This is a genomic window from Candidatus Edwardsbacteria bacterium (assembly GCA_018821925.1).
Taxonomy (GTDB): domain Bacteria; phylum Edwardsbacteria; class AC1; order AC1; family EtOH8; genus UBA2226.
The window spans coordinates 1-18,964 of record JAHJLF010000093.1 but is presented as its reverse complement, the minus strand read 5'-3'; the positions used below and the strand labels follow the sequence as shown (position 1 = coordinate 18,964).

At 44.7% G+C, this 18,964-nt stretch carries 18 protein-coding genes and 1 tRNA gene; 3 read left to right on the top strand and 16 right to left on the bottom strand.

The annotated features are described in order from the left end of the window. Positions 1-132: 132 nt before the first annotated feature. From KJ869_11345 to KJ869_11325, 5 genes are all read right to left on the bottom strand, one after another. Positions 133-1,344, bottom strand: a complete 1,212-nt coding sequence (locus tag KJ869_11345) for a phosphoglycerate kinase (GenBank protein MBU1577781.1) — start codon at positions 1,342-1,344, stop codon at positions 133-135. A 45-nt stretch (positions 1,345-1,389) separates the two neighbouring features. Then, positions 1,390-2,022, bottom strand: a complete 633-nt coding sequence (locus KJ869_11340; protein ID MBU1577780.1) for an MBL fold metallo-hydrolase — start codon at positions 2,020-2,022, stop codon at positions 1,390-1,392. Between the two features lie 25 nt (positions 2,023-2,047). Next, the gene (locus KJ869_11335) at positions 2,048-2,578 is read right to left on the bottom strand and encodes a hypothetical protein (GenBank protein MBU1577779.1); all 531 of its coding nucleotides are present in this window, start codon (positions 2,576-2,578) and stop codon (positions 2,048-2,050) included. A gap of 21 nt (positions 2,579-2,599) precedes the next feature. Then, positions 2,600-4,222 carry a hypothetical protein gene (locus tag KJ869_11330; protein ID MBU1577778.1) on the bottom strand — a complete coding sequence of 541 codons (1,623 nt, stop codon included), beginning with the start codon at positions 4,220-4,222 and terminating at the stop codon, positions 2,600-2,602. A 77-nt stretch (positions 4,223-4,299) separates the two neighbouring features. After that, positions 4,300-5,511 carry an MFS transporter gene (locus tag KJ869_11325; protein MBU1577777.1) on the bottom strand — a complete coding sequence of 404 codons (1,212 nt, stop codon included), beginning with the start codon at positions 5,509-5,511 and terminating at the stop codon, positions 4,300-4,302. Positions 5,512-5,591: 80 nt separating this feature from the next. Between KJ869_11325 and KJ869_11320 the strand changes: the two genes are divergently transcribed. After that, complete coding sequence (locus KJ869_11320) at positions 5,592-6,314, top strand: hypothetical protein (protein MBU1577776.1); 723 nt, start codon at positions 5,592-5,594, stop codon at positions 6,312-6,314. Between the two features lies 1 nt (position 6,315). Here the strand turns inward: KJ869_11320 and KJ869_11315 are convergent, their stop codons facing one another. Continuing rightward, complete coding sequence (locus KJ869_11315) at positions 6,316-7,152, bottom strand: hypothetical protein (GenBank protein ID MBU1577775.1); 837 nt, start codon at positions 7,150-7,152, stop codon at positions 6,316-6,318. A 63-nt stretch (positions 7,153-7,215) separates the two neighbouring features. Continuing rightward, complete coding sequence (larA, locus tag KJ869_11310; protein MBU1577774.1) at positions 7,216-8,433, bottom strand: nickel-dependent lactate racemase; 1,218 nt, start codon at positions 8,431-8,433, stop codon at positions 7,216-7,218. Positions 8,434-8,675: 242 nt separating this feature from the next. Between larA and KJ869_11305 the strand changes: the two genes are divergently transcribed. After that, positions 8,676-8,751, top strand: a tRNA-Lys gene (locus KJ869_11305). 605 nt (positions 8,752-9,356) lie between these two features. Here the strand turns inward: KJ869_11305 and KJ869_11300 are convergent. The 8 genes from KJ869_11300 to KJ869_11265 form a co-directional block, all read right to left on the bottom strand. Continuing rightward, entirely contained in the window at positions 9,357-9,578 is a 222-nt protein-coding gene (locus KJ869_11300; protein MBU1577773.1) for a hypothetical protein, read from the bottom strand. A 72-nt stretch (positions 9,579-9,650) separates the two neighbouring features. Continuing rightward, positions 9,651-10,703, bottom strand: coding sequence for a tyrosine-type recombinase/integrase (locus KJ869_11295; protein ID MBU1577772.1), 1,053 nt, complete (start codon positions 10,701-10,703; stop codon positions 9,651-9,653). A 34-nt stretch (positions 10,704-10,737) separates the two neighbouring features. Then, a complete protein-coding gene (locus KJ869_11290) occupies positions 10,738-10,941 on the bottom strand; it encodes a helix-turn-helix domain-containing protein (GenBank protein ID MBU1577771.1) in 204 nt (67 codons plus the stop codon). Between the two features lies 1 nt (position 10,942). Next, positions 10,943-12,916: a hypothetical protein gene (locus KJ869_11285; GenBank protein MBU1577770.1), complete on the bottom strand. Its 1,974-nt coding sequence runs from the start codon at positions 12,914-12,916 to the stop codon at positions 10,943-10,945. A 64-nt stretch (positions 12,917-12,980) separates the two neighbouring features. Beyond that, positions 12,981-13,535, bottom strand: a complete 555-nt coding sequence (locus tag KJ869_11280; GenBank protein MBU1577769.1) for a hypothetical protein — start codon at positions 13,533-13,535, stop codon at positions 12,981-12,983. Between the two features lie 11 nt (positions 13,536-13,546). Further along, a complete protein-coding gene (locus KJ869_11275) occupies positions 13,547-14,641 on the bottom strand; it encodes a 4Fe-4S cluster-binding domain-containing protein (GenBank protein MBU1577768.1) in 1,095 nt (364 codons plus the stop codon). Next, positions 14,619-15,044 (bottom strand): hypothetical protein, encoded by a 426-nt coding sequence (locus KJ869_11270; protein ID MBU1577767.1) that lies wholly within the window; start codon positions 15,042-15,044, stop codon positions 14,619-14,621. Before KJ869_11270 ends, KJ869_11275 begins: the two co-directional genes overlap by 23 nt. Before the next feature lie 2 nt (positions 15,045-15,046). After that, entirely contained in the window at positions 15,047-16,564 is a 1,518-nt protein-coding gene (locus tag KJ869_11265; GenBank protein ID MBU1577766.1) for a hypothetical protein, read from the bottom strand. A gap of 169 nt (positions 16,565-16,733) precedes the next feature. On the opposite strand from KJ869_11265, the gene KJ869_11260 reads away from it, so the two are divergent. Continuing rightward, positions 16,734-17,387 carry a hypothetical protein gene (locus tag KJ869_11260; protein ID MBU1577765.1) on the top strand — a complete coding sequence of 218 codons (654 nt, stop codon included), beginning with the start codon at positions 16,734-16,736 and terminating at the stop codon, positions 17,385-17,387. On the opposite strand, the gene KJ869_11255 is transcribed toward KJ869_11260, so the two are convergent. After that, a partial coding sequence (locus KJ869_11255) for a helix-turn-helix domain-containing protein (protein MBU1577764.1) occupies positions 17,384-18,964 on the bottom strand: 1,581 nt, incomplete at its 5' end. The two genes, KJ869_11260 and KJ869_11255, sit on opposite strands and share 4 nt — an antisense overlap.

The window sequence follows — 18,964 nt, the reverse complement described above, 5'->3', positions numbered from 1 at the left end:
CTCTTTGACTTTTTCAACGCTCCCAGCCGCCAGGGCTTTGGCCTCGGGCATGTTTTTATGCATCTTCCAGTCTCCGGCTATGATTGGTTGTCTCATTATGCCGTCTCCTCAAATCTGAAATTTAATATTATTCTATTTATCGGTCAGTGCCGCTACGCCCGGCAGGACCTTGCCCTCCAGGAACTCCAGCGACGCCCCGCCCCCGGTGGAGATATGGCTGATCTTATCGGCCACCCCGGAAAGATGCACTGCCGAGGCGGAATCTCCTCCCCCGATGATGGACTTGGCCCCGGAGGCCGCCACGGCCTTGGCCACTTCGAATGTCCCCTTGGCGTATTCCGGAGTCTCGAAGATACCCATCGGGCCGTTCCAGACTATGGTCCTGGCGCCGGAGATAACCTTGTTGTATTCGGCAATGGTTTTGGGGCCAATGTCCACTCCGGCCAGGCCCTGGGGAATTTCTGTTACCTCTTTGGGATTGATGAACGTGAAGGTTGGTTTTCCTTTCTTATCAGGCTCCCCTTCCTTTTTCTCGGCGGCGATATGATCCGAAGGCAGAAGGAATTTGATCTTTTGGGACTTTTGTAAAATATCTTTGGCCATATCAAGTTTGTCTTTTTCCACCAGAGAAGAACCAACCTCTTTGCCCTGGGCCAGCAAGAAAGTATAGGCCATGGCCCCACCGATCAGGATGGCATCGGCTTTGTTGATCAGGTTCTCTATCACTGAGATCTTATCTGACACCTTGGCCCCGCCCAGAATGGCTACAAAGGGATGCTCCGGGCTTTCCAACGCGGCCGACAGATAATCTATCTCCTTTTCCATTAGCAACCCGGCGGCGTTCTGCTTGAAATATTTGGTTACACCCTCGGTGGAGGCATGGGCCCGGTGGGCCGTCCCGAAGGCATCGTTGACATAGATATCGCCCAGCTCCGCCAGTTGCTTGGCAAAGCCGGGATCGTTCTTCTCCTCTTCGGCATGGAAGCGCAGATTCTCCAGCAGAAGGACCTCGCCCCCTATTAATTCCTGCGACATTTTCAGCGGCTCCGGGCCGATGCAATCCGAAACAAATTTGACCGGCTTTTTAAGCAATTCCGACAGCTTCTCGGCCACCGGTTTGAGAGTGAACTGCATATTGCCATGGCCCTCGGGCCTTCCCAGATGGGACATTAATACCACCCTAGCCCCATGCTTGATCAGATAATTTATGGTGGGCAGAGCCCCCACGATCCGTGAATCGTCCTTGATGGCCCCGGTCTTCTTGTCCTGGGGAACGTTAAAATCCACCCGGACCAGCACCCGTTTGCCTTTTAAATCAAGATCATGGATATTAAGTTTCTTCATGCTGATCCTCCCCTATGACAATTATAAATTTGAATTTTTGGAATTTTAAAGAAAGGGATTGCTCTCCCGTTCGGCACCAATGGTTGTCCTTGGCCCGTGGCCCGGCCGGACGATGGTTTCATCCGGCAGGATCATGAGCTTTTCTTTGATAGAACGGATTATCTCCACCTCGCTACCGCCCGGCAGATCGGTCCGGCCCACCGATCCGGCAAACAGGGTATCGCCGGAGAAAAGGGTACCGTCAACATAAAGACATATACCGCCAGGAGTATGTCCTGGCGTATGCAATACGGTGATGGCTAATTTACCAAGTTCGATTTGCTCGCCGTTCTCCAGTTTACGGTCTGCCGGCGGAGAGACGACCTCTTTCCCGAACATGAAAGACCCGTTCATGGCGCCCGATTCTATCATTCCGGCATCGCTGGAGTGAATAAGCAGTTCGGCCCCGGTGGCTTTCTTGATCTGTTCGTTTCCGGCAGTGTGATCTATGTGGCCGTGGGTATTCAAGATGTATTGCAGTTTAAGATCATGTTGGCTGATAAGCCCCAGGATGGCCTTTGCCTCGCCGGAGATGAACGCGCCAGGATCAATTATCATCGCTTTTCTTGAATCCGGGCAGGCCAGCAGATAGCAATTGGTATCCACCAGGCCCTTGGCCACCACGGTCTGGAATATCAGAGGTTTGTTTGCGTCAGTCAATTTATCACTTTCCCTGGGCCAGAACGTTAAGCTGGAAATCCTTCCAGTTGGCCACCAGGCTGCCCTTCATATAAAGATTAATGATCGTGTATTTGTCGTTAAGGTCGGCATAGTAAAGATGGGACATCTTCTGGATGAAGCTCACCGCCTCCTGGAACATAACGGGCAGTTCGTTCTGGGGACAGGTGAATTTTCCCGCCCCCAGGTAGCTGGCCTTGTCCTTCTCCTGCAATTCCAGATAGCAATTCAGCACCAGGCTGTCCGGCCAGGCCAGCGCTGTTATGGAGGTACTGATCAGTTTGCTGCTGATGCCCTGCACCCGGCTGTTGTAGGCGGTCATTTTTAACGCGATCAGGTCGGCCACCGTGAACACCGCCTGCTTGTCGTATGAATCGGGAAGATATTTATAAAGACCCTGGGACGCTTTTCCCTCAGCAGCCGGCTCGTCCTTATTCGTGTCTCGCTTTTTTTCGGCCTGCAGGGATGAAGCCAGCAGCATCGGAATGACCAGCGTCAATGATAGATATTTTTTCATCTTTTTCTCCTTGGTGAATGTTCAATCCAGAATGGAGTCCGAAAGTTTGTCGTCCCGCTTTATCCGCTCCGCCATGCTGTCGCTTATCTTTTTACGCAGTTCCATTATCGGGACATATTTCTTGAAATTGATGCGGTCCGGCCCCACCATCTCCTCGTCCATCAGCATCTTTTTCAGGGAATCGTAAAGCATCCTAATCTCGGAGTGCTTCTTCCCCTGAAGGCGGTTCAACTGCCGGGCCAGCGCTTCCTTCTGCATCTGATCCGGAGCCTGGTTAATTCTTTTCTTGAGGTCCTGCTCATCCAGCACGTATTTCATGGCCAGCGGCTGGGCCACGGTTTTCTTGATGGCTATCAGAACGTGGTCGACCCTTCCTTTTTCTTCCTCCGGCTTTGGTTTTGACGGCTGTAGCTCATCACAGGTGGCGTTCATCTCGTAAGCCCTTTCGTGGGCTATCTTCATGGAGTCTTTCATCAACTGGACTATCAACGGATCGATGGATTGGATCTCCATCAGCTGTTCGGCTTTAAGATCGTGCAGCCAGAACTGGACGGTCTGAATGGCCGAATTACGGACTGCCTCAAGATATATCTGAACGCTCAGGGGATTCTTATCAAGATATTGGAGAACCGATTCGTCGGTCGGCTCAAACTTACGGTCCCGCCCGGTGTATACTCCGGAGGTGATCTCGAACCCCTGCCCCAGGCAGATATAATCTTTGGTGTCGTTGAAAAACAGCCGGCCCATAAAGTACTTGGTTTCATTGGCCGGGCGATATTTGACCAACACATGGGTGCCCTCCGGCAGGCCGGGTTGGTCCTCCCTTATTTTCAGGACCTGCCGCAGATCAAAATATCTTTCATTGCCTTCGGCGTCTGTAAGTTTTGGCAGCAGTTTGGCCAACTCCTTTTTTTGTTCCTTGCTCAGCTGGCTGAGGTTCTCCGAGGGGCGGTATCGCATGGCCCGGCGGTTGACATCGTCATATTCCGTCTTCAGCCGCTCCATCTCCTCGGAATGCTGGGCGATGGAGATGCTGTCGTGCAGCAGCGCCTCCAGTTGATCCACCGTCTGCTCCAGGTCTTTTTTCTCGTTCTCAATAGCCACGATGGTCTCCTCGGCCATCTTCATGGCTTCCTCGCGGGCCTGGCTGACCTCCTGTTGTTTCTGCTCCTCGCTGACGTCGGTGTTCTTCACCTCCAGTATCTTGGCGGTAAGCAGACCGATCTTGTTCCTCTCGGACTCATAAAGATCTTTCAGCTTGGCTATGGCGGAGCTATGGTCGCGCCGTTCCTTCTCCAGCTTCATCAGGCGCATGGCGTACACTTTATTGGCCACAGTAATGGCCCGCTCCTTATCGCCGCTGAAGGCGGTGGGGGCATAATAGACCAGAGTGTCGGTCTTATACTGGCCGGCCAGTTCGATCTTGTCGCCCATAAGGTTGGCCACCACCTCGGAGATGTCAACCATCAGGGCCTCCTTGGCGCTCATGGTCATCTGGGGGCTGCCCCCGAACATCTTCATCACGGTTTTTTCCTTGTCGCGCAGATCCTCTATGGTCAGGACTATGCTCGGTTCCATCACCTTGCCATCCGGCATTATCACCATTATCTTGCCCTGGGGGGGCTGTTTTTTCCCTGCGGTCATATCAGCTGTTTTTTTCGGTTAAAGGTTCAGATATAATATGTTAATTTAACATAAAACACTGTCAAGTTTCAACCACTTTATAACAAGTAAAGCTCCCGGTTTCTCCAGAATAAATATATCAGGGTGATCAGGCATACGGCCGCCCCGGTCTGCAGGGCCGCCGGGGCTCCGTATTTGCCGGCGATGCTTCCGGCAATAAAGCTTCCCACCGGCATCATGCCCATGAAGACGAAGGTGAAGACGCTCATCACCCGTCCTCTGATATCGTCCGGCGCAATGCCCTGTATTATTGTATTGATGGTGGCCACCTGGCTCACCATGGTAAATCCGATGAAGGGAAGACAGGCGATCGAAAGGATCAAATTACTGGAGAGGGAAAATACGGTTACCGCCACAGTGAAGACCAGGCCGCTTACCAGGACATATACCCCGCGCCGCTTCATCTGGCTGAAGGTGGCCAGGCTGATGGCCCCGATGATGGCCCCGATGCCCACCGAGGTCATCAGCAGGCCGAAGCCCCTGGCCTGAAGGTAGAGTATGTCCCGGGCGAATACCGGCATCAGCACCGCATAGGGCATCCCGAAGATGCTGAATATGGCCACCATTCCGACCAAAGACATTATCACCGGATGATGCCATACGTAGGCCAGCCCCACCCTCATCTCCTCAAAAGCCGATTTTCTGTATCCCCGCTTGGGCTGATGCTCTCCGCGTATCAAATTAAGCCCGTAGATAACCGCCAGGAAGCTCCCCCCGTTGATTAAAAAGCAGCCGGCCGGGCCTACCATAGCATACAACACTCCGGCCAGGGCCGGCCCCAGTATCCTGGCGGTATTGAAGATGGTTGAGTTTAGGGCGATGGCGTTCATCAGGTCCCTTCGCCCCACCAGCTCCACGGTATAGGCCTGTCGGGCTGGGGCGTCAAAAGCAAACACCGAGCCCGACAGGGCGCTGAGCAAAATAATATGCCAGATCTTAAGATATTTGAAATGGGTCAGATAGGCCAGGGTGAAGGCCAGCAGCATCATGATGGCCTGAGTAGTTATCAGCAGCTTCTTCTTGCTTACCCGGTCCGCCGCCACCCCTCCAGGCAATGACAATATCAGAATAGGCGCCGAACCGATAGCCGAAACGGTCCCTAGCATAAAAGCCGAGTTGGTCAGTTCCAACACCAGCCAGCTCAGAGTCACCTGCTGTATCCAGGTGCCTATCAGCGATACCAGCTGGCCCGTCCAGTAAAACCTGAAATTGCGGTGACTAAGAGAAGCAAAGGTTGTTTTGATATCCATCGTTTTCGGCTAAGGTTGACAAACCGTTATTTGGTTGTTATCATTGTGGCAAAGTTATTCATCTTAATTCAGAGCGCTAAATGAAAAAAACCGTTTTATCCCTGGCCCTGTTGTCGATTATATTCGGAATGGGTCTGGCCGAAAACCAATGCCCCTTCGGCATGACCGACTGTCCCGCCCCGGGACAGTGCGGGCGCTATATTGACCGCAACGGCGATGACATCTGCGATCTTTCTCAGGATCTATCTCAATCGGGCGGAGCCTCGGAGGGGGAACAGGCAGACGATCCCCAAAATGGAGACCAAGCTCCGGCTGGAGAATCGACCGAAAATAATCAAGCGGACCTGCCCGGACAGGGATCGGAATTGGATGCGCAGCCGGAGCCTCAGAATGTTCCCGAAACCGCTCCGGAAGATCAGCCGGAATCAATGACCGTCGAACAGCCCGAGGGGAAACCGCTGAAATTCAACCGCCCCAATTATCACCCCTGGCTTCTGCTGTTGATGGTCTCGGTATTGGCCATTGCCGGGGAAATATGGCAGCGGCGGGATTCTAAAAAGATCGTTCTGATCCAGACCGCCTGGAATTGGATGCTGCTGGTCAGCTTTTTGGCCTGCTCGCTGACCGGGCTGTATTTTATTCTGCCGCCGGGATCCCGGCCCGCGATAACCTTCAATGTATCCTACTGGCATGCCGTGACCGGACTGATCTTCATTTACATCGGGCTATACCATGCCATCCGCCGGGCCGCCTGCCTGGTTCGGGGGGCCAAGACCTGCGTTAAGAAAACACCCTGCTGCTGACCTAGGGCAGCGGCGGCACCACCCTTTTTCCCCTGGCTTTGCCCGGGGAGTTATCGAACACCTCTATCACGTGATAGACCGCCACGATGGATTTCCTGGGAGCAGCCCCGTGGAAATAATCGTGGATGCCGTTTACATATTCCACCATCTGCCTCTGGTATTCAGTAAGCTCCGGATCATTGGGATCGATCAGCTGGGTTATGGCCCGGACCTCGAACGAGGGAATATCCAGAAAGACGATGGATACCGCCGGATCGGTCATCTGATTCAAAAAGGTGTGGGTGGCAAAATCCGGTTTGGCATACAGTTCCAAAGAGATCTGTTTGGTATCATCCAGCAGGTCTTTTCTTTTGCTATAGAGGTTGATCAGCCAGTTCAATTTATAGTCCATTGAGGAATCAGCCGAAGATTGAAACTCGTTTAGCAGCCCGCCAATGGCCTCCGGCTTGGGCAGAAAGCCCATCCCCTTTACCGCATTGTTGATGGCCGTTCGGCTGTCGGAACGCCTAAAGCCGTGGCTGGCCACCATCCCGCTGTGCGGCCCGGCAAAACCCGGCATCTCACGTTTTTTGATGCCCTCCAGGGTTTTTATCCTGCCCTTAAGATTCCATTCCATAAAAGCCGTTGATAGATGCTGGATGGTAAAATCCTGCCATTTGCCTTCCACTTTTGCCCGGAGGATCCCCTGCCCGGCTTTTTTCAGGTCGATATTATCCTGCCGGCAGTATTTTCCGTCCCTCCAGAATTTGGCGCCATTGGACGTTTTGTCTTTCCCGGCGGCAAAAAGATTCACCGATAAAAGGCAGACAACGGCGGATAAAATAATCGATTTGAACATACGCCTCTCCTTATAATTGGGTTGATCTATGATGCTGGATAAGATGACAACCGGGATTTCCGGTTATAATTGTCGCTTCTCCAGCATAATGGAATTGGCCTGCGGCACCACATAGCATTTATAATCTGTCCCGTGCTTACGCTTCAGGTAGTCTAATGCGCTTGAGCAGTCGGGCATGAATTTAAATTTTATTTCTTCGGCTTTAAATTTCTCGATACTGCTTATCAGCAGGACCTCGCACTTGTCCATCACCAAGGCCGTAGCATAGGCCCGGTGGGCCTCGGCGGGCATATTCTCTTCGGGGGTAGATAATATTTCTTTTATTGAATACCGCTCCATCCCGTGGCCGAACTCATCCTGCCCTATCCCCTCCCGGCACTGGCCGATCAGCACTATGGTCCCGCCCGGTTTTATCGCGCATTCCAGGTTATTAAGCAACCTCTGCATCTGGTAGAGGTTGATGTCCAGCGGATATCCCCCGGCCGAGGCGATGATGCAGTCCGCCAACCCCTCATATTCAGCCGACCAAACTTTGCGGCATAGCTTGACCCCCGATTCCCAAGCTTTCTGCCAGTGCCCGGCGAACAGGCCAGCGATTTTATCGTCCGGGGTGGGAACCACGTTGATCAAGAAATCAATGTTTACCAGCGAAGCGACTTCGGCCATCTCCAGATGAATGGGATTTCCGTCCAGATGTCCCGGTCCGTTCTTTCGTTGCACAATCATGGCATGGTTGGCCGCAATGGAGCTTCTTGAGGCACAGCCCGGCATCACCGCCTTTCTGCCGCCGGAATAACCCGCCAGGTAATGCGGGGTGATCTTACCGGTGGCGATGATGAAATCGCTCTTCAGCAGCCGTTGATTCACTTCCGCCTCATGGCCGTTTGTCAGCCGGCTTAGGGCGATGCAGTTTTGGTCGCAGTTGTGGGCATACAGGTTCAGCTGGTCAAAGGCCTTGGGGCCATACATGGCCTCCCGTTCCTCGCAGCTGGGTGCCCGGTGATTTCCGCAGGCGATAAGAAGGCCGACCTGATTTGGGTCGATCCCGGCTTTTTGGAACTCGCCCATCAGCCGATCCAGGATCAAAGGATAATAGGGGACCACCCTAGTATGGTCGCTGGCGATGATCAGGGGATTTTTAGGTTTGACTTTTTTTAAAAGTTCCGAAAGCGGAGGCGATCCAATGGGTCCCATCATGGCCTTGTCCAGGGCAGAGGGAACGTCACCAATAGCATCACCCCCTGAAACCGAAAGGGTTTCAAGTATGTTCTTTTCCGGCATATCAAATTCAAGATAAGTATCGCCATAGGCCAATTTAATATGTCTTGTGGTGAGTGTCATAACCACTTAATAATCAATAAATTAAAAATACAAACAGGATGAAATGATTTGTAACTATAACCCTTATTTATATGTATAGTCAAGGATAAAATTCCATCTGTTTTCTCTCTAATTGGAAGGCATAAATAAAAGGCTCTTTACATTCTGGTAAAATTTTAGTATAATGACTGTCTTGAAAAAATGCGCCATTAGCTCAGTTGGTAGAGCAGCTGACTCTTAATCAGCGGGTCAAAGGTTCGAGTCCTTTATGGCGCACCAGATAATTAAAAGGCAACCAATAGGTTGCCTTTTTTGTTTTATACTGGCTTGGGCCTTCTTTAACGGTTTGTGCCTTATTTGTGCCATAGCTTTCTGAAGATGCCCATTTGAAATGTAAAAAGGTATTTATTGGTTTCGCATGAACCCGAGCAGTCAAACGATTAAATAATTACACCCCTTGAAGCCACCCCACCACGTTCGGGGGTGAATAACCATTCGGATTTTGCCTTGAGATTCGATCAGAGGTTGCAATGCCCGTAAGAACCGCCATTCATAACATTGTGGTGCATACTCTCCACGATCATGATAATTCTCCCATCTGTAATGATGTGCGGCTTCATGCACATAAGTTGTTGCGTTGGATATGGCAGTTACTTGTCTCCATACTGCATTATTAACGGGTGGGACACGTAATTTAATGTGTACAAGCCGGGGACGGCTCCCAATAAACGCTACCCCATTAGCTGGAAGATCAGGCCGGACAACCACTTCGTCAATGTTGGAATATACAAATTTATCATAACCAGCAAGTTTAAGGCAATAGAGTACATCTTCGGGAATGTAGATTTTATTCGTGATACTCATTATGGTGTACCTCCTTTAATTTAGATAAGAGGGTTACTGTTGTAGAAATTGTTATTGTTTTGTTGCAGGTGAATAACTGAACGGAAGGCTATTTTTCTGATTATTCCTTGAGCAAATACCAGACCCATGACTATGTATGCAATGATTCCCACCTTAATTGCTGCCCGCAAGATCTCCTTGGCAGAATATTTTCTAGCCATCACTGCGACGAATACCAGTGCAAATAAATGATAAATTAACATTTTATCCTCCTTAGAATATTGTTGTTGTGAGTAAAATAGCCCAGCTTAAAAAGCTGGACTATAATTGCTATCTCAGAACCATTGCATGACTGACTTGCATTGTCCCCTGGTTTCCCTTATTGTTTGTGGCTTTGGTTTCTCTGGTTTAAGGTAATTTAACTTTCCGACAGCTTCCTGGAGGTGTTCATTTGAAAGATGCGAATACCTCATCGTCATTTTTAAATCTTTATGGCCAAGAAGCTGCTGTACCACTTTTATGCTAGCACCGCTCATCACAAGATAAGATGCAAAGGTATGGCGCAGGTCGTGAAATCTGAAATCCCTAACGTTTGCCCTTTTCAATGCATCCGTGAAGTTCCTTCGCAAATTAATTCTGCATTCGGCAAACACCACTTCGCTCTTTTTCTTTGCGGATAATTCCTGTAACTGAGAAAACAAACTGTCGTTGATTGGGATGATTCTCCGCTCATTGGTCTTGGTTTTCTCGACGACAAGGATCCTGTTCTTCAAATCCACATTGCTCCAATTGAGATTGAGGATTTCAGATCTCCTCATCCCGGTGTACATCGCGACCAGTATGATAAGTTTGGATCCTGCTGGCAACTCTTGTAGTAACCTTTTGATTTCCTCCTCGGACAAGAAACGCAATCTCCCTGGGGGCTCCTTTAACAGCTTAATGCCTTTCATCGGATTTGACAATAAATAACCCCATTGTATGGCCTTATTTAACATATGTCGCAAGCAGGCAAGGTCGCGGTTAACACTAGCTGGTTTTAAATTCTTGCTACGCTCCTCCTTATAAGATTCAATATCCTGGGGTTTGATATCTGTAAGGTATTTGCCCTTGAAGAATAAATTCAACGCTTTAATATTAGTGATGTTTAAAGTATACGATTTCTCTGATTTATTTATTTTTGCATACTTCAAATATTCCTCAGAATATTTTTCAAAAAGAATTTTATTTGTTTCTTGAATTCCCAAATGTTCTTTTCTTGCAATCTTGAGTTCAATATCTTTCAGGGTTAGTTCGGCAACTCTTTTTGAGGATCCGATCCGTTTTCTGAATCGTCTGCCCTGGAAAATATAGTCGATATACCATACTTTCTTTCTTTGATATATTCGCATTTTATCTCCTTTTCAACTGCTTAACCGCAGACCTTTATAGTTTTACATCAAGAGCACGTTGGCTCCTTCCGCTTACCTTTCTTTTTTTAAGCCAATCCTCTATCAACTCCTCGTCGAACCTTACTAGTCGCCCAAGCTTAAAATGGGGGATAAGGCCTTCATGTATCCAGCTATAGATAGTCATGGGCTTCACACACAGCTTTTCAGCAAGTGTATTTATGTCGATAAGGCGGCTCATTTTATGCCATATCCCTAAACTCTTTTAAGGTTAATACCTGTACCTTGGAATAAATTGATTCTTCTAGTTCTCTGGAAAAGGTTTTAAGAAATGCCTGTTTTTTGGATGTTGCTTTCACCTCATCTTCGACGATAGATTTCCCTTCTTTGCTTGTTGCCACGACGACAATTTGAACCTTTTCATAACCAGCATTAATATTTCTTTTGATATTCCTGCTTTCATCGTCGGCGTTTGTTGTATAGGACACCTCTACAGCGACGAGTTTCTTTCTATCGTCGCACACTGCCAAGTCGCAATCAAATCCCTTGTTTTCACCCTCTATTTCCACCTGGTATTGAGATTCATAAAACGGTTTTATCAGCTTATTGACGATCAATGAATGAAGATATCCTGATTTCCCCTCGATTATCTTAACCAGCTTATGCCCACTCCCGATAAGGTAATCCCTGCCTGCTGGTGCAATCTCGAGATAAGACGCTTTTGAACCCCGGCCTTTCTTGAGTTTTACTTTGTATTCGACAATATAATCCTGGTCTACAAGCAATTTCTTTATTCTGTCAGCTTCTGCAATGCTTTCCCCAAATTTAAGATCAGCTAATCTTTCGGTAAACTGCAGAAATGGTTTTTCTGAGATATTTATCAAGAAATCTCGGATTTTATTATTTTCACTCAAGGCTACTTCTCGTTTAACCTCTGTCATTGGTTTTGGCTTTTCCTTCTCCCCAAGGATTTGATTGATTATTTTTATCCTTTCCTCCTCGGGGATTGGCAGACAATCATATTTTTCATGTACCGGCTCAAAGATATTTTCAGTAATTGGACGGTTGTTTATTCTGAACTCTGGGACAGTTATCTTGAAAATAGGTGTCCCTGGCCTGGAATCAAGTTTAACTAATGCTTCACCGATATTAAGGTTATCTACCATTTGAATCTCATCGTCAGATAACATCATTGAATCTCGCAGGTACTTTAATTCCGTGGAATCTATCTTAAAAAGAATTTTGCACCCAGCCATGGTCCTGGCCCCATGCGATAAGGCGCTATAGCTTTGGTTGGCCAGTATCTGCCAGATCCCTGTTGACCTGGTCATTCGTATATATTCCTCCAAGGGACTGATTCCCGTAAATGTCTGTATCTTTTCACTGCTATAGTAATGCTGCGCTTCGTCAAAACATAAAACCCACGAAGCATCCTCATCCCGGCCCTGGGCAATTTGATAATGGAATACCTTGGCAACGAAGGATTCCACGATAAGCTTCGAGGTAAAATCATCTGTCCGGGAAAGGTCGATCCCGATGAATCTTTTCTTCCTGTATATATCAAAAGGAATTCCTTGACGATAACTAAAACCTTTTTGTTGATTCATTAAACACATTTCCAATCGAAACTCTCCCCTGGAATAATAATCTGCCTTAACGTGTTCGTCATAACGGCGGGGACGCAATTCAACAAGACGGGGATATATATCAAATAAACAGGGATTTACTCCCTCTGGTAAATATTGTTTAGCTTTATACGCACCAGCTATTAGAGCATTGCCTGCTTCGAAACGGATACCAAGGCTCGGTAAAAGGACGTTGCAAATAATCCTGTACCACTCCTGGTGATTGATACTTTGATGAGGTGGACAGAATGGGTTGTCACAGAGGTTCTTCTCCGGGCTGAGAAATAAGATTTGACTTTTATCAAGCACCTGAAGCAAGTACGGGTAAAGACACTTTTCACTGCCCTTTTTATCAAAGAACACTACTGTAGCGTCTGTATTTTTAAGGAAACCGTCGACCAGCACCCGGCAGGCATTTGTTTTTCCAGTTCCAGGCAGTCCCAAAACCAAGGCATTCTTCGGAGCATCGCTTGGTCGTAGCCCGAAAAGAAGTTCACTATTGCTTACAAATCCCAGTGGAATCTGACCTTGGATGTTATCAGCGATTAAACGCTGTTGCCTTATCTCCTGAATCTGCTGATAACGGGCCATTACCTCTCCAGCCCTGATTGCTGATTCATTAGGGCCTTGAAAATACCGACGAGGGGATCGGTTATTATCTGAGAAAAAGCCCATTGCTACGCCTTCCTGTAAATAACCTGTATACCCAGCTCTTGTTGGCGCGGATGTCACTCAGCATATTCTCGAGCAAGATCCTGGTATTGTCGGAAAAGCTGGGATTTGTCTGCTCATTTCGCAATAATTGACGAAGCACTATCTCCGCACAATTATCCCTGTGAAAATAAAAGAGGTTCTTTCCATCTATCGGGATAATCAAATGCAGGTTCGGCAATATCGGGGCAGAACAAAGCGAACAAACGAGGAAGTGGTTTTCACAACAAGCCGTGCCATTGGGAAAAACCCGGATCTTTGTGTCCTTTGTAGGGACACATCCGCAGGCCAGGGGTGTGGCAACATCACGCACTATGGTCTTTATACTTCCCTCCTCCGGATTGAGAACCGTTTGCGTTTCCTCCCCGCCCAATGTAACTTTTTCCCCATTGGGCTTTATAATTTCACTAACCCTGACATGAGTTTCATTGAAATTGGGCTCCGGCGTTTGCCCCCTCCTATTACCCCAGTCAGGTCCCTGATAATCGAAGTATCTCATGGCTGTTCTCCTCATTTAATCCAGAAACACCTGGCATTTTCTGGAAGGTTGATATCTTTCAGCCCGTATCGTTTGATTAAATCTTTTGCCCTGGATATTTCATCCTCGGTATTTTTCCTCTTGAAAACCATTTTATGATCATCCTGAAAATCATCCAGCAGGCTGACATAAAAGTCATGACTGGAAAGCATTTTTACGATTTCCTGTCCGCAACAGTCGACATGACCAGGCAAAAGAAGCCAGCGTATAATCTTTTTCCCAGGAAGTTTGTCCAGACATTCCAAGGTTTCTTTAGTGAAATAATTATGATTCAAACAACCTGCAAGAGAATGAGCACAGCTATCATTTCCGAATTTAACATCCACCAAAAAGACATCGGCAATTCCATCTAATAGTTTCCAGACACTTTGGGTTGCATAGCTGTTGCTACTCCATACTATTGGGTGATTCATACTACCTGGAGCCTGATTTAAGACACTAAGGATTGACAGCAAATGCGGCGTTGGATCACCAGCAGCGTTAAATTCAATTGTCTGGCAATTTCTATAATCAATCTCTTTCCATATTTCCGGACCCATCAGCTTTCCCTCTTTTCTGCCGTTATTGATATTAAGGTAATCTGACGCATGGCAAAATGAACAATTCCAGGTGCAACCCCAAAGAGCAATGCCGGCGGCAGGATTGATAACGGATTCTTCACCAATCAAGGATCCCCAGTAATCGTAATATGTCTCAACACCCACTCCGCATTTACCTTTACCTTGATATCTGTTGACTTTACAGAGATGCCCACACAACTCGCAATTTTCGTAGAACCGCTTACATATTTCGATTTTGAGGTCAAGAATTGAGATTCCATGGTTGTAATATTTCCCGGAATCATGGATCTGCCATAGCTGCTCCATTGTCATTTTTTTGACCTGGTCCAATGAAACACCGACTAGAAATTTCCTGGCTTTTTGAAATAGCGGAACATAAAACGATGGATGCCGGATGCTTTCAATATGAATCTTCTGACCGAGCTGTCGCATCAATGGCTTCACAACCTCAATGATCGGTGGATATATTTTGATTTTCCCTCCATCAATAAACACTCTTTGCTTCATGATACACCTCCTTTTTAAGAATGCTTCCCACCCTTTCTTTGGGTTTTTCAAAAGCAAACTCTATGATTTCGCCTGTGGTTTGAGGAAGCAATTTGATTCCTTTGCTTTTAAATCCTGTTTCCGTAGCCTTGAGTTCTATAAATTGGGCGATTTCGATATCTTTTGGTCTAGCAAACGGCCTGGGTTTACTTTGAGATGAAGATTGAACCGTATTCAAGGATTTACTTGAACCAGCAACCGATACCAACCCAGTCGAATAATGCCTCGGTTTAAGAAAATCATTATAAGCAGAGCAACTAAGCTGAAGCATCTTTTTAGCTTCCCTGCCAACGGCTTCTATTAGGCTGACCGCGATGTTAAATAAAACCGTATCTTCAAGCCGTATTTCATAGTTCTTTGACATGGCTATATCCCCCTTTCCAAATACTGTTTTATATCGAATGACATGCTGATATCGTGGCCAAGAATGAGTACCTCAGAAGCCCGGCTGTCCGTAAACACTTTTTCCCATGCTTCTGTTTGGCTTTTGGCAGACAAAAGATTATTTTTGTCAGAATTTGAAAACAAAGTGATTACCCTGACGCTGTCCAATTCAGGAGCATGTGTTTGTCTATTGATATTGTCCGAAAGATCACTGAACAGAAAAAGATATTTGTCATATCCTTCCCTTTTTGACTTGAAAATGGCTTGCGCTCGATGCAAGGCGCCAAGCACATCTGAATTGTTGGAGCAAGGACCGGCTAATATTTGCGAAATACTTTTCTTGACATCATCCCGCGATTTATAGTCATCAAGCAGGTTATTGATATCTGCTTCATCTTGCCGAGGCAAGATGTAAAGGAGTTGTTTGTCGCTATAAGATTTGCTATTGATAAACAAACAGTAAAAATGATCCTCTGGGCTAAGCAAATCAATCAAATTGTTTACTTTAGTAATGGTATTATCCTGCTCTTGTTTAAATGAATATGATTGATCAATCACAGCGACTATCAATTTAGGTTTATTTACTGGAAGAGTACAACCAGAAAGAAATAAACTCAATATACAGATTACAATCATTGAAATAACCCTGTAATCAGGTTGTCTCCTTTTCATGGATTCTTTTATTAAATCAACAGCTCCATTGATAATATTTACCGGAATGCCTATTATGGCCTGTGCTCCTTCAACCAATTTGGATAAAAGAACGAAAGAAAATAAAAGTAAAGATGCTGGAATAAAAACAATTCCTGCCAATATCTGCGCTGTTTGCTTAAGGAACTGATTAAAGCCTAAATGAGCACAGATTCCAGCACATAAGATCCCCCAAACAAGAAATAACATCGATAGCATTCCGGTTTTGCTTGCCAGGTTATTAGGTAAAACATAATTGTGATTTGCTATCGCACGATTTATTTCGGTAAGCCATTGCGAGGAATAATAGCGCATTAAAGCCATAATAATAAGCATGCCCAATGCGGCAACAATAACTGCTGTGAAAGTTATTTGTTCTATTAAATGTGGGTATCTATTTGCAATATATGAAAAGGCGTAATGGATGAGCAACGTGAGCATAAGAACCAACACCAAAGCGATACACGAATAAAGATAATTTGAAATGAAATAATCCACGGGTTGAATGCCTGTTTTGAAAAGCTGAAGCGTCTTCTCGGACACAATTATTTTTAGAGAAACTTCTGTAAGCAAAGCATCCATTAACGACCAGGTAATTGATCCCAGGGTGAAAAGTGCAGAAAGAATGTATCTTATTAGCCCCGGGGGATCAGGTTTAATTATATACTGCTTAAGATTTTCACGGCAGTTCTCGATCAAAGAACCAAAATATTGAATAATGCTTAATATTGGGGCAAACAATATTGCAGGAAGATTTCTGCCGGCCGCAATGATTGCAGCCAGCGCAAGGATTATGATGATTGTGGTCATGATTGGATCTCCTTATATTGTTGCCCCCATTATATAAGATTACCAAGCATTGGAAAATGATTTGCTACTGACTCAATACTGACTTTGCACTGAACATAAAAACCCTCGCTATTAAAGCGAGGGTTTGAGACGATAACTATTTATATATCTATTAGTAATATTTCATACTATGGTAATAATTGAATTAACTAAAGGGCATGTAAAAGCAATAATGTATGATGGATTTATCCCCGATAAAACAATACTACTTTCCTCCATAAAGCAGCTTGATCTAGCAAAGGCCATAAGCAAAGATGAACTATCAGATATATTACACGGTTTGCGCAGTTTGTGCCCAGACAATAATTCTTACTATTACTTTTATAACAAACTACAGTATTATGTCATGACAAGAATGAACTGCCCAATGAGAAATAGCAAAATACCTTTCTATACGGCTTTGGGAAATAAAACTGGCAAATTAAATTGCTTCTCTCAATATTACACAATCGGAACAAACAGGCATAGTCTCGAATTAAAGAGTCAAAAACATTTAAAATATCTTGACTCTCTGACAATTTATTCTTCTTTATGCAAGGAATACCAGCAAATACACAAGAAGAAGCCAAAAGATTTATATATCCAAAATGTTATTTTACACACTTTTGATTCTTTGCCGTGTGGTAAAGATCCGCGGGAATGCCTTGATAATGTTGTCGATATTCTCGGTTTTATGATTAGGAAAGAAGATTCTTGTCTTAATGCTAACGATTTTAAATATGATTGGCACTTACTTCTAAATAACATAATAGAAAAGTATCATAATCTTTATTTTCCATCTTAAACAGAGATATCATTATCAATTAAACAAAAAGCAGGATTGCCTTTAATCATGTACCCTGTTTTCTTTATGGGCTTAATATATTTATTATATGTTCTAAGCCCTATTTTATCTTTAATCCTTTTCATGATCTTGTGTACATCATTTATCTTATCCCCAGCAGGCAAACATCTAATTAGGTCATCGTAGCTAACTGTGTTTCCAGTATTATTCAACAATAGAGCTATTATTTTTAATTGAGGTTGTGATACCTTTTCAATTTCCTTTCCATACAACCATAGTTCTTCAGTCATGCAATTCACCCATATATCGATTTCTCCTCTTTCCCTTTTTCTTATTAATTTATTAAGATCATTTATTTTCATCAATCTACTATTTACCATAATTATCCAATTATGTTTCTTTTTATTTGCTTTGGCTGGTTTACAAACAGGCATATTAGTTTTAGGGGGTAATGATTGTGCTTGAATTATCATTTTAGGCACTTCATCTAATTTCCCCCCGATATCTTGTACTTGAGAACTTATACTGCTTAATTGATTGAATATTTTATTAATATCAGAATATCCTGTTGCTAATTTCCCATCGATTTCACATAAAGAAGGCATCAGTCTGTTTATTAAATATGCAGACTTATCTTCAAGTTCTTTTTGCGTTTTACACTGATATAAGTCAATTATAAAAGATTCTAAATCATTCACAGATTTTAAAGTGTTAATAAAGCCATATTTATTAAAGATATCTCTGGTTAAATTCAATAAATCACCATAGAAAAGAGATGGATTAGTTGATGGTCTGTATTCTTTACTAATATTAATTACCACTTCATTTATTTTTCTCTTTATTTCTGTTATAGTGGTCCACGTCTCATCATTGGTCAGGTGTTTTGTCATTTGATGCAGCAATTTAAGGATATATTTATTTTCGGACCATTCTGGATTTATTTTTTTATTTAATGATGAATACAATACCAAAAGATACAACCGCTTGGCAAACGTTACTTGAAAACAATCATAAGGGCCTGGTGATAATAATATTTTACTGATTCTTTTATAAAATAGGTCATCAAATACAATATTGATATCATTTTCTAAAATAGCAATACGGTTATATAGTGTTGATATATCGTCATACTTTATTTTTGCAAATTTATTAATTTTAATATCTATAGTTAATATACTTTGAAGAAGATATAAAGATAACTCTGCCGCCTCAATTAATATTTGTTGAGTTCTATTACGATAATCTATATAACCACTCTTTATTAATTTCTCTTTTGCATTCGTTAATATTTGTTCCAACTTTAATAGGTGCCTGCTTGCCCTTGTAAAATCTTCCTCACTCCAATATGATATGGTAGCCAAATAATGACCAGTTGTTTCAAATAAATACTTACTATGTAATATTTGTTCATCTATGTTCACGTTATTATTGGCTATTGAATTTCCATTCTTTTCTGGCTCTGACGAATTCCATACATTATAATGGCATAACCGCGTCATTTGGTAGGTACAATAACAAGCGTCTTTTAACTTATTGGAACGAGTATAGGCTGAGGCGAGATGAATAAGAGATTTCAT